General features: G+C 48.0%; 10 protein-coding genes. 4 read left to right on the top strand and 6 right to left on the bottom strand.

The features are described 5' to 3' along the window. Positions 1-67: 67 nt before the first annotated feature. Entirely contained in the window at positions 68-1210 is a 1143-nt protein-coding gene (locus tag NFHSH190041_RS12435; RefSeq protein ID WP_261922137.1) for a DcaP family trimeric outer membrane transporter, read from the top strand. Positions 1211-1262: 52 nt separating this feature from the next. Here NFHSH190041_RS12435 and NFHSH190041_RS12430 read toward each other — a convergent pair whose 3' ends face one another. The 3 genes from NFHSH190041_RS12430 to acs form a co-directional block, all read right to left on the bottom strand. Continuing rightward, positions 1263-1523 (bottom strand): GrxA family glutaredoxin, encoded by a 261-nt coding sequence (locus NFHSH190041_RS12430; RefSeq protein ID WP_261922136.1) that lies wholly within the window; start codon positions 1521-1523, stop codon positions 1263-1265. Positions 1524-1593: 70 nt separating this feature from the next. After that, complete coding sequence (locus NFHSH190041_RS12425) at positions 1594-3342, bottom strand: DEAD/DEAH box helicase (RefSeq protein WP_261922135.1); 1749 nt, start codon at positions 3340-3342, stop codon at positions 1594-1596. 291 nt (positions 3343-3633) lie between these two features. Then, a complete protein-coding gene (acs, locus tag NFHSH190041_RS12420; RefSeq protein WP_261922134.1) occupies positions 3634-5586 on the bottom strand; it encodes an acetate--CoA ligase in 1953 nt (650 codons plus the stop codon). Between the two features lie 320 nt (positions 5587-5906). Here acs and NFHSH190041_RS12415 point away from each other — a divergent pair, with 320 nt between their 5' ends. From NFHSH190041_RS12415 to NFHSH190041_RS12405, 3 genes are all read left to right on the top strand, one after another. Next, on the top strand, positions 5907-9308 hold the full coding sequence (locus NFHSH190041_RS12415) for a NahK/ErcS family hybrid sensor histidine kinase/response regulator (protein WP_261925116.1): 3402 nt from the start codon (positions 5907-5909) through the stop codon (positions 9306-9308). A gap of 142 nt (positions 9309-9450) precedes the next feature. Further along, positions 9451-10263 (top strand): GGDEF domain-containing protein, encoded by an 813-nt coding sequence (locus NFHSH190041_RS12410; RefSeq protein ID WP_261922133.1) that lies wholly within the window; start codon positions 9451-9453, stop codon positions 10261-10263. Beyond that, positions 10260-11090 (top strand): alpha/beta hydrolase-fold protein, encoded by an 831-nt coding sequence (locus NFHSH190041_RS12405; RefSeq protein WP_261922132.1) that lies wholly within the window; start codon positions 10260-10262, stop codon positions 11088-11090. The genes NFHSH190041_RS12410 and NFHSH190041_RS12405 overlap by 4 nt, the downstream gene beginning before the upstream one ends. 79 nt (positions 11091-11169) lie before the next feature. Here the strand turns inward: NFHSH190041_RS12405 and NFHSH190041_RS12400 are convergent, their stop codons facing one another. The 3 genes from NFHSH190041_RS12400 to NFHSH190041_RS12390 all read right to left on the bottom strand — a co-directional run bounded on the left by NFHSH190041_RS12400 (position 11170) and on the right by NFHSH190041_RS12390 (position 14382). Beyond that, a complete protein-coding gene (locus NFHSH190041_RS12400; protein WP_261922131.1) occupies positions 11170-11820 on the bottom strand; it encodes a response regulator transcription factor in 651 nt (216 codons plus the stop codon). Positions 11821-12142: 322 nt separating this feature from the next. Then, positions 12143-13219, bottom strand: coding sequence for a 3-deoxy-7-phosphoheptulonate synthase (locus NFHSH190041_RS12395; protein WP_261922130.1), 1077 nt, complete (start codon positions 13217-13219; stop codon positions 12143-12145). A 350-nt stretch (positions 13220-13569) separates the two neighbouring features. Further along, entirely contained in the window at positions 13570-14382 is an 813-nt protein-coding gene (locus NFHSH190041_RS12390; protein WP_261922129.1) for a pyruvate, water dikinase regulatory protein, read from the bottom strand. Positions 14383-14486 lie beyond the last annotated feature (104 nt).

Raw genomic sequence — 14486 nt, 5'->3', positions numbered from 1 at the left:
TATTGCTAATATATAAAAGCAGTAGGGTTTGGTCATATTACTTCAATAAAACAGGGGAGTGATAAGGATGAAACAGTTCAAGCTAGGGTTTTTATTTACATCAATGTTTTGTGCTTCAACAGCTTATGCTGCTGATTGGGATACTGATGTGACATTTGGCGGTTATATTAAAGCTGATGTGATGTTCAGTGATTACAGCAACGGCGCACCGGATTCAGGGCAGATTTCCAGGCAATTTTATATTCCGGGCACCATTTACGGTGATGCCAAAAATGGCAAACAGGTTGTTGATTTTCAGGCCAGAGAAACACGTTTTAATTTTAAAACCGTCTCTAATATTAATGGGCACAAACTAACGTCATTTATTGAGTTGGATTTTTTCATCCATAGTGATGGAAATGAGCGGGTATCAAACAGTTATTCACCTCGGATCCGTCATGCTTATGTCAGTTATGATAACTGGCTGTTTGGTCAAACTTGGACCACATTCCAAAATCCGGCAGCGCTACCGGAAAATTTAGATTTTGTGGGTGCTGCAGACGGTACTCCTTTCGCCCGCCAAGGGCAAATTCGTTATACCAGTGGTAATTGGCAGTTTGCGCTTGAAAACCCAGAAACAACCATTACTCCCTACGGTGGCGGTAAACGTATTGTCAGTGGTAGTGGTTGGGTACCTGATGCTGTTGCCCGATATAACTTTAAATCGATGGCAGGTGGAAAATTTGCCTTGGCAGCGATAGCCCGGCAGCTAAAATTGGATCAAAACGGGGATAACAACAGTACCTTAGGATATGGGGTAAGTTTTTCGGGAGTGGTTCCTGTAGGAAAAGATGATATTAAATTTACAGCAACCTATGGCGATGGGTTAGGGCGATATCTAGCGCTGAATTATGTAAATAGTGCAGTGTTGGATGCTAAAGGAGAGTTGGAGGGAATACGCTCTTATGCGGGCTTTGTTTCTTACCGACACTGGTGGAATGCTAAATGGCGCTCTAGCGTCACGTTCTCTGGTTTTAAGGCTGATAATGATGTGGCTTTAACGGGTAATGACGTTAATGAAACTGCTTTTTCAGGCAATATTAACTTATTGTATTCTCCTGTAAAACCTTTGACGCTTGGTATTGAGTTTATGCATGCTGTGAACGAACGGCAAAATGGTTTTGATGGCGAGTTAGACAGAATTATTTTTTCGGCCAAGTACGTACTTTAAGTTAGCGATCTAGGTAACAAAGGAGGCTTTGAGCCTCCTTTTTTAATTTATCTCAGTCCAGCAGATGTTGCTCACGAACATACTGTTCAAAGTCAGTGCAGCCACCGATATGTTCTTTATCGACAAAAATCTGCGGTACGGTTTCAACAGGTTTGCCTACTGTTTTTTCTAAATCGGCTTTGCTGATCCCTTCTGCGTGAATATCAACATATTTAAAGGTGAAGTCATCGCGTTTTTCTGCCAGTTGTTCAGACAGTTGTACTGCGCGGACACAATATGGGCAGCCGGGACGGCCGAAAATAACTACGTGCATAAAAGCTCCTTTGTGTAGGCCGGGTTTTTGATCCCCGTCACCCTTGCTAAGGCGAAGTTATACCATACCGTCAAGAGGTTGCATACTGACGTTTATCGATTTGGTAACGGCCCTGATAGTCAAAAAATGCCTGTAGCCAATCCCAGCCTTTTTTCCCTTTTTTTAGCAAAATTAGGTCGGGATGTCGGAAATGATCCGCAATTGCAATCACATCGGTAGGTTGCTGCAATTTTGGCAGTTTTATCCCTGGCGTTTTATTGTGGCTATGAAGAAACAGCGCATATAAGGCTCTGATCTGCGCCGGTGTTTCCATCTTAAATTTACGAATATAATCATTCCCTTCAATATCGAGGTAAGTGATTACTAATGTCTGTGCTTCTGCTGTCAGCAACATATCCTGACAGCGGAACAAATGATGATGCTGTTTTCCCAGTACCTGTTTAAGGTGGGTGTCGGGGTCCACCAAGGTCGACTGGCAGCTATTACATACTCGCGCCGCAATATCATTTTCAGCTCCGCAATCTGGACAAATACGACAACGAAATCGATAACTACACTGCTGATTGTGTTCATCTAATCCCTGACAGCGGCGGCCGAAATGCTCGATAATATCGCCATCATCATCAACCAACCCCCAGAAAATATTAGCAAATTGGCATGCAGGGCAAGGCACTTGTACTGGCACAGACTTGCTATCTGGTTTAGCTTGTCCAACTTCAGGAAAGTAGAGATCAAAACCATTAGCGGCATAGTCAATCACCAGACAATCATGTTTGTTTGGTGCCAGTCGCAGACCTCGACCAACCATCTGCTGAAATAAACTCACTGACTCTGTCGGTCGTAAAATCGCAATAAAATCAACATGGGGCGCATCAAACCCCGTGGTGAGTACGGCCACGTTGACTAGAAATTTGATCTCTTGAGCTTTGAAGGCATTGATTAAACGATCCCGTTCATCATTGTCTGTTTGTGCGGTGATTAACGCGGATGACTCTCCATGCAGCAGTGTCATAATCTCTTCTGCATGACGCACTGTGGCCGCAAAGATAATGACGCCGCGGCGCTGCTGTGCCAATAGACGTATTTGACCGACAATCGCTTTAGTTGCCCGACCTGAATGGCTCAGTAGTGAATCAATCTGTTGCTCGCTGTACTGACCATGTTCACCGGCTTGGAGCAGGCTGAAATCATATTGTGCTTCTAAGCCATCATATAGGGTTGGTGGAGTAAGATAGCCTTGCTTGATAAGTGGCCGCAGCGGCAGTTCAAAAATACATTTTTCAAATACTGCTTTATCCGGGGTGCCTACTTTACCATGGTAGTGATAACGGTAAATCCAGCCCAGCCCCAGACGATATGGCGTGGCGGTAAGCCCTAAAATGCGAATATTGGTATTGATTTGTTTGAGATGTTGCAGCAATTGTTGGTATTGGCTGTCTTTTTCCAGACTGACCCGATGACATTCATCAATAATCACCAAGGAAAATGGTGTGGTGAACTTTTCTCGTGCTCGAGCGGCAGATTGAATGCTGGCGACTAGCGTTTTATCGTCAGTGGACTTCTGTCCCAAACCCGCGGAATAAATACCCGCGGCATCTGTCATTAACCCAACCTTTTCAGCATTTTGTGCCACTAACTCTTTAACATGGGTTAAAACTAACACCCGGCCTTTAGCGATTCTGGCCAGTTCAGCAATAACCAGACTCTTCCCCGCGCCGGTGGGGAGTACTAACACGGCAGATGCTGTCGAGTGACGAAAATGCTGCAACGTGGCATCGACGGCCTGCTGCTGATAGTCTCGAAGAATAATATTAGCCACGGGTTACTTCTGCTACTTGAAGGTGAATTGATGTGGGGTATAGATTGCCTATTGGCTCAGTGTACCACAGCCGGGAGTCATTGACTGTGCAGTAAAATTACCTGCTAATGACATTGTATTGAGCGCGCTTTTCCTGAAATTTTCCACAAGGATAAGTGAGCCGCAATCATTTGGAGGGGCGTTAGCAAGCATGTATTGCGCTGGGATGTGTAAACTGGCAGATATAGCGATGGCATAGATAAGAGAAAAAAGGGGAGCCTGCGGGTAACTCGACTCCCCAGTTGGGAACAATTAACCAGGTCGGTTGAGCCGGCTGGCAATCAATAGTTCTATGACTGCAGGATCGGCTAGGGTAGAAGAATCCCCAAGATTGGTTATCTCATTCGCAGCGATTTTGCGTAGGAAACGGCGCATAATCTTCCCCGAGCGGGTTTTGGGGAGTCCGCCAGCAAATTGGATAAGATCCGGCGTTGCCAACGCGCCGATTTCTTTGCGTACCCATTGGCGGAGTTCTGCGCGCAAAGCTTCTGATTGCTCGGCATCTTTGGTTAGGGTGACATAGGCATAGATCCCCTGCCCCTTGATATCATGGGGATAGCCAACCACGGCTGCCTCAGCCACCATTTCATGGGCAACGAGGGCACTTTCCACTTCTGCAGTACCCAAGCGGTGTCCGGAAACATTAATCACATCATCTACCCGCCCGGTAATCCAGTAATAGCCATCTTCATCCCGTCGTGCGCCATCACCAGTAAAGTACATACCCCGGAATGTTTTAAAATAAGTCAGCGCAAATCTGTCGTGATCGCCATATACGGTGCGCATTTGCCCGGGCCAAGAGTCAAGCAGTACTAAGTTGCCTTCAGCTTCGCCCTCTAAAATGGTGCCGCTGTTATCAACTAAGGCTGGCTGCACGCCAAAAAAGGGTCTGGTTGCTGACCCGGGCTTGGTTTCTGTTGCCCCGGGTAATGGGCTGATCAAAATGCCGCCGGTTTCAGTCTGCCACCAGGTATCAACAATTGGGCAGTGTTCATGGCCAATCACTTCGTGATACCAGCGCCAAGCTTCCGGGTTTATCGGTTCACCAACACTGCCCATAATGCGTAGCGAGCGGCCATCAAGCTGGTTAAATGGGGCTTCCCCTTCTGCCATTAAAGCGCGAATGAGCGTTGGAGCGGTGTAGAGAATGTTGACCTGATGGCGGTCAATCATCTCTGCCAGTCGGGATGGGCCGGGGTAATTGGGCACGCCTTCATGGATAAGAATCGTTGCGGCATTGGCCAGCGGGCCATAGACCATATAACTGTGACCGGTGATCCAACCAACATCCGCGGTGCACCAATAAATCTCCCCCGGGCGGTAGTCAAACACATATTCATGGGTCATCGCGGCATACACTAAATAGCCACCTGTGGTGTGTAGCACGCCTTTAGGATTGCCGGTTGAGCCTGAGGTATAGAGTAGAAATAGCGGATCTTCTGCATTCATTTCCTCGACTTCACAATGGCTGGATGCATGGGTACAGACATCATGCCACCAGATATCTCGGCCATCTTGCCAGTTGATGTCTCCACCGGTGCGCTGTAGCACAATCACCCGCTCAACCGTATCCACATCGGCTCGAGTTAATGCTTGATCAATATTGGCTTTAAGGGGAATGGTACGTCCGGCTCGCAAGCCTTCATCCGCTGTGACCACCACTTTAGATTTGCCATCAATAATGCGCGAGGCAATCGCATCGGGGGAAAAACCGCCAAAAATAACTGAGTGCACTGCGCCTATCCGAGCACAGGCCAGCATAGCGATTGCTGCTTCCGGTACCATGGGCATATACAGGGTGACGACATCCCCGCGGCGTACCCCTTGGCCTTTTAATGCATTGGCAAAGCGGCATACCGCTTCGTGTAATTCCCGGTAAGTCAGACGACGTTGCTCATCGGCATTATCACCTTCCCAGATAATTGCCGTTGTATCTCCGTTATCAGCTAAATGTCGATCGAGACAGTTAGCGGCAGCATTCAATGTACCGTCATAAAACCATTTGATGGAAAGGTTATGGTCATCAAACGAGGTGGCCTTAACTTGGGTAAACGGGGTGATCCAGTCTATCCGCTGCCCGTGCTGGCGCCAGAAACCATCAGGATTTACCACTGATTCCTGGTACATACGCTGGTATTGTTCCTGATTAATATGGGCGTTGGCGGCAATGGTATCCAAAATTGGATAGCGGGACGGCGTGCTCATAGGGGCTTCCTTTGCTGTAAATGTGCGCGAATGACTGGCAGTAAATATAGGCCATATGCAGTCGATGCCGGCGGTAATAATTGTGTTGAGGCCGCCTTTGTGCTGCGAAGTAGGCGATACTGCACCTTGGGATCAGAGTATGCCGCTGGCGAGGGGTAACGCACCATTAGACCTTGGTATAGTGTGTTGTTTTTCAGAGTGATACCTTGAATTCGCTTGAGGGGAAAGCATTAAGCAATCTGGTGCGCTTTACGGTTTTAACGCACAATAACTGCTGTCAATTTGGCGATATCTGCCAAGGTTATCAGGATAAAAAGAAGATGGATCTGACCCTGTTTGTGGCATTAATTGCGTTATGTTACGGCGCCCTGCTGTTTTTACTGGCTTGGGGGGCTGAGCGATTTGTTCATCGCATTGCGCCTGGTGGACAGGTCGCCATTTATGGTCTGTCTCTGGCGGTATACTGCTCTTCTTGGAGTTTTCTCGGTACTGTGGGGCAGTCGGCGGAGGATCTTTGGTCTTTTGTGCCGATTTTTCTCGGGCCGATACTGATTTTTACGCTGTGTTTTGGTTTGCTGCGCAAAATGGTGCTGGTTGCTAAAGCGCAAAATATTACCTCAGTGGCTGATTTTATTGCGGCCCGCTATGGTAAATCCCAATTATTGGCGGCATTGGTGACCTTGATCGCCTTGTTAGGGATCATGCCCTATATTGCGCTACAACTTAAAGCCATGGTTTTTGCGTTGGGATTATTTCAGCCCAGCGTGGCGTTGGAAAGCAATGCGATGCTGCCACTGCTGATCACGCTGATTTTGGCATTGTTTGCCATTTTATTCGGCACCCGCAAACTTGATGCTACTGAACATAATCCCGGGATGATGCTCGCCATTGCCTTTGAATCCTTGGTTAAACTGGCAGCATTTTTATTGGTGGGTCTGGTGATATGTTTTGGGGTATTTGATTCTCCCCTACAGATTTTTCAGCAGGCAACAGAGCGACAATTATTACCGGCGGCTAGGTTAAACATCACTGGGCTGCTGCCGGAGTTGCTATTGGGGATGGCGGCCTTTATCTGTATGCCAAGGCAGTTTCATGTCACCGTGGTGGAGTGCGCGGGTGAGGCGGTATTACGCCGTGCCCGCTGGGTATTGCCGCTTTATCTTTTACTCTTTGCGCTGTTTGTTGCGCCGTTGGCGCTGGCGGGTAAGGTATTACTGGGTCGCAGTGTGGCGGCAGACACCTATGTTATCAATCTACCCTTGGCGCTGGATATGCCGACAGTGGCGATAGTTGCGTTGCTGGGCACATTATCGGCAGCCACCGGAATGGTAATTGTCGCTGTGGTGACTATCAGCATTATGATCAGTAATGAGTGGTTGCTGCCGCTGCTGTTGCGCCTTGGCATTATCCGCGAGAAAAATTTTCGCCAGTTTTCTCGTTTGCTGCTCAATAGCCGTCGTTTAGCCATTATTGCCATTTTGCTGCTGGGGTATGCCAGTTACCTGCTGTTTGCTAGCAGTGATTCGCTCTCGGGACTGGGCATGCTGTCATTTGGAGCATTTGCGCAACTGTCACCGGCATTGATTGGTGGCCTGATCTGGCAGCAGGGTAATCGGGCCGGAGTGTTGCTTGGATTAGGGGCTGGTTTTGGACTGTGGGCATTATTGCTGATATCTGATGTGACAGCGCTGGGTGCAGGACAACCTAGCGGGATTAATCCGACGGTATTGGATGCCTTATTGGCGCTGTGCGTGAATATCATCTGTTATATTGGCGGCTCACTTGGGCTGCGGGCGGGCGTGCTGGAGCGGATCCAAGCCAGTAGTTTTGTCACACCCGGGGCGCTAAAAACCGGTCGCCGAAGTGGCTCTGTTACCCAGCAGGATTTACTGATTTTAGCCAGCCGTTTTGTTTCCCCCGGCCGGGCCTATCAGAGTTTCAGTCAATTTTTGCCCGAAGCTGTCGACAGTGATAATCAGCACCGTCCGGCAGACCCCGCTTTAATCGCCCATACCGAATATCTGCTTGCCAGTGTGCTTGGGGCATCCAGTGCGGCGCTGGTATTAGACTCTGTGCTGCAGGGACGTGATTTGGCATTAGATGAAGTCTTCTCTTTGGTGGATGAGGCTTCTGCAAAAGTTATGCTCAGTCAAGATATGTTACGCGGTGCCATTGAGCATGCCAGTGATGGTATGAGTGTGGTTGACGGCGATTTAAACTTAGTGGCATGGAACAACCGTTATGCAGAGTTGTACCGTTATCCGATAACATTTTTACGGCCGGGAATGCCCATTGCTGATGTGATCCGCTTTAATGCTGAGCGTGGATTTTGTGGCGCAGGAGACGTTGCTGAGCAGGTTGAGCGGCGCCTTGCTCATATGCGGCGAGGCTCAGCTCATACTTCAGAGCGGCACAGACGCGACGGGCGGGTGATTAAAATTCAGGGGAATCCCATGCCCGGTGGCGGCTTTGTTATGACCTTCAGTGATATTACCCAATATCGGCAGCAGGAACAGGCCTTGCGGGAAATCAATGAGACTCTGGAAAGTCGCGTTAATGCCCGTACTACACAATTGGCTAGGCTAAATCGTGAACTGCTGGAAGCTAAGGCTCAGGAGGAGATGGCTAATGCGTCTAAAAGTCGTTTCCTCGCTGCGGTGGGGCATGATTTGATGCAGCCTCTTAATGCAGCCCGGCTATTTACCGCCTCGTTAGCGCAATATCCCGGGCTTGACCAAGAGGCAAATACAACATTGCAACATGTTAATAGTGCTTTAAAAACGGCTGGTGAATTGCTAAGCGATCTGCTGGATATCTCCCGTTTGGACTCGGGCAATGTGGAAGTGAATTTACGCCAAGTCGCGGTCACTGAGTTGCTTGATGGTTTAGCGGTGGAATTTGCGGCGATGGCTGGAGGTCATGGCATTGAATTTTCTTATGTGCCTGCCAGTGGTTATTTGCAGACCGATCCGGCGCTCTTGCGACGAGTGTTGCAGAATTTTCTGACTAATGCCTACCGTTATGCTCGGGGCGGCCGCGTGTTACTAGGCTGTCGTCGCCGCAGCGGTGTGCTGGAAATTCAGGTACTGGATTCTGGCTGCGGCATTGCACCGGAAAAAATGGCCGAGATCTTTCAGGAGTTTCACCGTCTTGATACGCCACAGGTAAAAGCTTCTGGGGGCTTAGGGTTAGGGCTTGCCATTGCTGACCGTATCTGCCGGGTATTGCAGCATCCAATTGATGTCGCCTCTGTATTAGGCCGGGGCTCGGTATTTTCGGTGAAAGTGCCTTTAGGCTTGCAACCTCAGTTGCAGTCAAGCAAATCGGCGCTGGTGTCACCTCAATCCTTAGCAGGTGTGAAAGTGCTATGTATTGATAATGAAGATGCTATTTTGGCTGGCTTGGGCAGTTTACTTAACCGTTGGCAATGTCAGGTGGTTTGTGCTCGGGATTTGGATGAGGCCATGATCCAGCTAGGGCTTAAGGGGATGTCGCCGGATATTATGCTGGCGGATTACCACTTAGATCTGGGGAAAAACGGAGTAGATGCCATGGATGCCATTAGATCGCGTTACGGTCAGCAGATCCCAGGTATATTATTGACGGCTAACACCAATAAGGCTCTGATCGAAGATATGCAACATCGCGGCTATCACTATATGGCTAAAATGATCCGGCCTGCAGCATTACGAGCATTGATTTCCCGTTTATTGACATCGTAATGCTGTATGGCTGTCTATACTCAAAAGCAGGCATTTTGGCCTGCTTTTTTTTGACTGCGTGATGATTTCGGGGGCTGGGTTGAAAGGTTTTCACTTTGTATTGAGAGTGTTTTTGCTGTTTTTTTGCTGCAATGTTCATCTTATGGCTAAGGTGCTTTCTCCTCAGTTAATCACTGCTGGAAATGGACTTGAAAACTTAGGGGGAAGCGGGGGAACATCATTAACTTTGCCTACTGTCTCTGCCCAGGAAGAAAAGCAGGCATTAGCGGCTGAGCTGGCTGCAACTCGAGAGCAGGTCAGTGCTTTGCAACAGGATGTGCTGCTGTTAACTCTGTTGCTTATTGCCGTGCTGACGATATTGGCATTAGGACGTTATTTGCGCTTATTTCATTTTCGCTTGCGCCGAGATGACAGTGACAACCGATGCCATCAGCGCCGCTGTGATGAGCTAACCGGGTTATGTAGTCGAGGACAGTTTGAACAGCAGTTGGCTGAGCTCGCAGTGAGTCGTCGCCAAGGGCAATATGTGGTGGCCTTGATTAATTTGGATGATTTTAAACAGATTAATGACACTTATGGTTTTGATGCCGGAGACGATGTACTCGTTGAGTTCAGTAACCGTGTGGATGCGGCGCTGCGCTCATCAGATCTCTTGGTGCGCTGGAGTGGGGAGGAGTTTTTGCTCTTACTGGCTATTGGTGAGCCAGATGCCGCCGAACGGGTGTTAGAGCGTTTAAAAGACCTAGTCGCCTTGGAACCCTTTGCGCGCAAAGGGGGCTGTTTGCCTGTTACCGTTTCAGTCGGCGCATCTCCGGTACTGACTGGGCAGCAATTATCTGCTGAATGGGAACATTGGTTTAATAAAATTGATACGGCCTTGGTGCAGGCTAAGCGACAGGGGCGCAACCGAGTTGTTTTTTCGGGCACTCAAATCAGCCTTGAGGCAGTGAGATGATTACTGCTGAGCTTACCGCTGAGCGTTGTTTCGATGGTTGGCAGAAACGGTTTCGTCATAGCTCGGTCATATTGAACGCCGAAGTTTGCTTCAGTATTTACCTGCCTCCTCAGGCAAAACTGCATCCTGTACCTGTGCTTTATTGGCTGTGTGACAGTGGGGAGGATGATCGGGCGTTGTTTGCGACTTACACTGCCCAGCAGCATGCGGCAAAATTGGGGGTGGCATTGGTGGGCGTTGCTCCTGGTAGTGTTCCTCGGTTAGTGGCGTTATCAGCTCAGCTTGGGCTAATGCAGCCTCAGTTATGTTATGTCAATGCGACCCAAAATCCATGGGCAAAGCATTTTCGTTTGTTTGATTACCTGCAGTATGAATTGCCACAACTGATTGAGACCCATTTCCCGGTAAATGATCGGCGATCCGTGGGGGGATTTGGCGTCGGGGCTCATGGGGCATTGGTTCTGGGGCTAAGCAACCCACAACGCTACTGCGCCGTATCTGGGTTTGATCCTATCTTTAAGCCTGCACAATACCCAGCATTATGTGATTTATTGTCAGTACTGTTGGGAGATAATTCGAGTAGTTGGCAACAATATGATGTGACAGAGTTATTGAATCTCTCTTTGTCTCAATTACCGATACTGCTGTATCAAAGTGGCAGTAGTTATGGGGATATTGCTGCACGGGAGCAGCAACAATGTCGGCGAGTGGCAGAGGTCAAAGGCTATCCATTTGAACTTATTCGCATGCCGGGATATGCGCCGGGGACAGGTTTTACTGCCAGTTTCATTGCCCGCCAACTTAAATTTCACAGTCTTTATCTTTAAGTCACATCTTACTGGTGCAATAGTTTTTCTGGGCATTTAGCGGGATCTTGCCACCAAGAGACGGATTAACTTACCGCCTTTATTGTGACGTATTATTACCCAGTTCTAGCTGCTGCAGGGCAATAACGGCTTGGGTGCGGCTGCGCACCCCCAGTTTACGGAAAATTGCTGTAGCATGGGCTTTCACTGTTGCCTCAGATACGGCTAACTCATAAGCGATTTGCTTATTCAGCAGTCCTGCCGCAAACATCTGTAGCACCCGATATTGCTGTGGCGTCAACTCTGCTAATTTATCTGCTGTCGGCGTATCCGTTACATCAAGTAATGTGATCTCCGGGGGATACCAGATATCGCCATATAGAATGGCTTCTAATGCTTGGGTTAAGGTGGTCATATCAGCCGATTTGGGAATAAAACCAGCACAGCCATGGTGTAGTGCATGACTGATGGTTTGCGCATCTTCATAGGCCGAGATCATCACAACAGGCAATTCAGGGTAGCTGGCTCGAAGGTGAATTAGCGTGGAATACCCATGGGCTCCTGGCATCTGTAGATCCAGTAACACCAGATCATAATCTTGCTTCTGTCCCAGCAGTATTTGCAATGCGTCAGTACTTTCAGCTTCATACCAATGGGTGTGGTTGAATCCCTGATTTAAGGCTAACTGTAGCGCTTGACGAAAGAGCGGATGATCATCCGCGATAATAATATGTAGGTTTTCCAGCTTCATGGCTTAGTAATTGATTTTTTGTGGCGCGTGAAGGTAAGGTCAATGTAACAGAAAAGTTTATCTGTATGCCAGTCGGCCCAATTGCTTAAGTGATGTGCGGCAATAGACAGAATCAAACAAAGAACGGGATAGGTTATTTTAAGATGGGCAGTGCTCATCGTTCCGATGTTGCCAGTTAAGCGCGGCGCAGAGCAATAGCGTTAATGGTTTAAATTAACGGATTAAACATGACAGAGAATAAAAAAACCGCCAAGTAGGGCGGTTTTTTTATTGTTATTTTTTACACCAGTTTATGGTAGCGGCATATTTTACGGAAAGTTATTTATTCTGATGCCGCAGTTTGCAGTTTAGTCATGCGCTCGCGAGATGCTTGTGCCAGAGCCCGCAGTAAGGACTCTGAGTCATCCCAATTAAGGCAAGCATCGGTAATGCTTTTACCATACTCAAGTTCAGTACCCGGGCAGACTTTCTGGTTGCCTTCTTTGATAAAACTTTCAGCCATAATACCGGCGATGGTGGTGTCACCGCTGCGCATTTGTGCCATCACACTGTCGGCGACATCCAATTGGCGTTTATGTTGCTTTTGGCTGTTACCGTGACTGAAATCAATCACAATTCGAGGTGTTAGACCGACGTTGACCAAATGATCACGGGTATGAGCTACATCTTCCGCGCTGTAATTGGGTTGTTTCCCGCCACGAAGAATAATATGGCCATATGGGTTGCCATGGGTGCGATATACCGCCATAGCGCCGTCTTTATCTGGAGAGTAAAAGATATGGGGAGCTTGAGCTGCGCGCACGGCATCAACCGCAATATTAATATTGCCATCAGTACCGTTCTTAAATCCCACGGGACAAGACAAGGCCGATGCCATTTCTCGGTGAATTTGGCTCTCTGTGGTACGGGCACCGATAGCGCCCCAGGTGATCAAATCCGCAATGTATTGGCCATTGACCATATCAAGAAATTCAGTAGCTATAGGCAATTTTAGCTCAGAGATTTGCTGCAATAGGTGGCGAGCGAGACGCAGCCCCTTATTGGGACTGAATGAACCGTCCAGATCGGGATCTGAAATCAGGCCTTTCCAACCAACAGTCGTACGGGGTTTTTCAAAATAAACCCGCATCAGGATGCATAAGTCGTCTTTCAACTCCTGATGTAGCTCAGCTAAATGTTTGGCGTAATCCAGCGCGGCTTGGGTGTCATGGATGGAGCAGGGACCAACAATGGCCAGCAGGCGTTGATCCTGCCCGGTTAAGATAGCTTCAACCTCCCGGCGCTGCTGCACCAGGTAATCGGCAGCCTCCTGCGTCAAAGGATATTCCGCCGCCAACTGGGCCGGGGAGATCACTTTACAGAGTAAAGATGTACGTAATTCATCTGTTTTAATGGTCATTCAATATACCGGGTATACATTCAGGGCGATAGCTCGCCAGATTTGACATGGATTATAACCAATCCCTGTTACTAACACAGTGTCTGTTGCAGGAATAATCGGCAACTGGGTTACTAAATTGTGCCGTAGCCGTAATAGTATTGACCCGTCGGGTCGTTGCTGGCTTTCAGAGAAAAATCCTGACCAATATAATTCACAGCGCTGGTACGCTGAAGTTAGCCTGCTATTGCTGGAATCACTACATTGGGTGAAATAGCGCCTGATAATCAACCACCACACAGTGCTATAAAAAGAAAGAGAGCTTGCCGTTATAGCAGGCTCTCCTAATATTACAGATTAGTGCTAACTGTTTAGAACATATGTCGCTTCAGACCCGCTTTATCAATAATTTTGGCCGCAATTTCCTCCACACTGTGGTTGGAGGTATCAATAAAGGGAATGCGCTCTTTACGGTAGAGCATCTCCACTTCTTTGACTTCAATACGGCACTGACGCATGGATGAGTATCGGCTGTTTTCCATGCGGCTTTGCCGAATTTCATGCAGCCGGGCAGGGTCAATGGTCAAGCCAAACAGTTTATGTTTATTGCGTTTGAGCGCTTCGGGTAGGCGCAGATTATCCATATCATCTTCGGTAAAGGGATAATTGGCCGCTTTGATACCAAATTGCATTGACAGGTACAGGCTGGAAGGGGTTTTACCGCAGCGGGAGACCCCCACCAGAATAATGTCAGCATTATCCATATGCTTCATGGTCTGACCGTCATCATTTTCCATCGCAAAGTTAATGGCGTTGATTCGGGATTCATACCCGGCATTTGCCATGCCATGGGTACGGTGTTGTACCGGTGAGGCTTTGACTCCTAATTGTTGTTCTAATGGTGCAACAAAAGTGTTAAGAAAGTCGTAGTCCAATCCTTCGCTGGAGTAAATAATGTCTCGAATATCGGCTTTGACGATGGAATGAAACACCAAAGGTCGTTCACCTGTGGTAATAAAACAATCATCGATTTGCTTTTTTACCGCGTGAGCTTTTTCAATATTTTCGACAAACGGAATAGTAAGTGACTCAAAGTCCAGTGAAAACTGCGATAAAACCGCATGGCCAAAAATCTCTGCTGTAATGGCGGTGCCGTCGGAAATATAAAACACTTTACGAGCCATTTGTGCCTCTTGTAGTAATAAAATTACAAATAAAATTATACATTTACGCTTACTTTGGTGGAGTGTAAAATGCCGCTGCCCTCGTGTGAAGGGGCCACTGAAAT

The sequence above is a fragment of the Shewanella sp. NFH-SH190041 genome (assembly GCF_024363255.1).
GTDB lineage: Bacteria > Pseudomonadota > Gammaproteobacteria > Enterobacterales > Shewanellaceae > Shewanella.
Note: the sequence above shows the minus strand (reverse complement) of the source record. Positions and strands in the feature narration are given on the sequence as shown.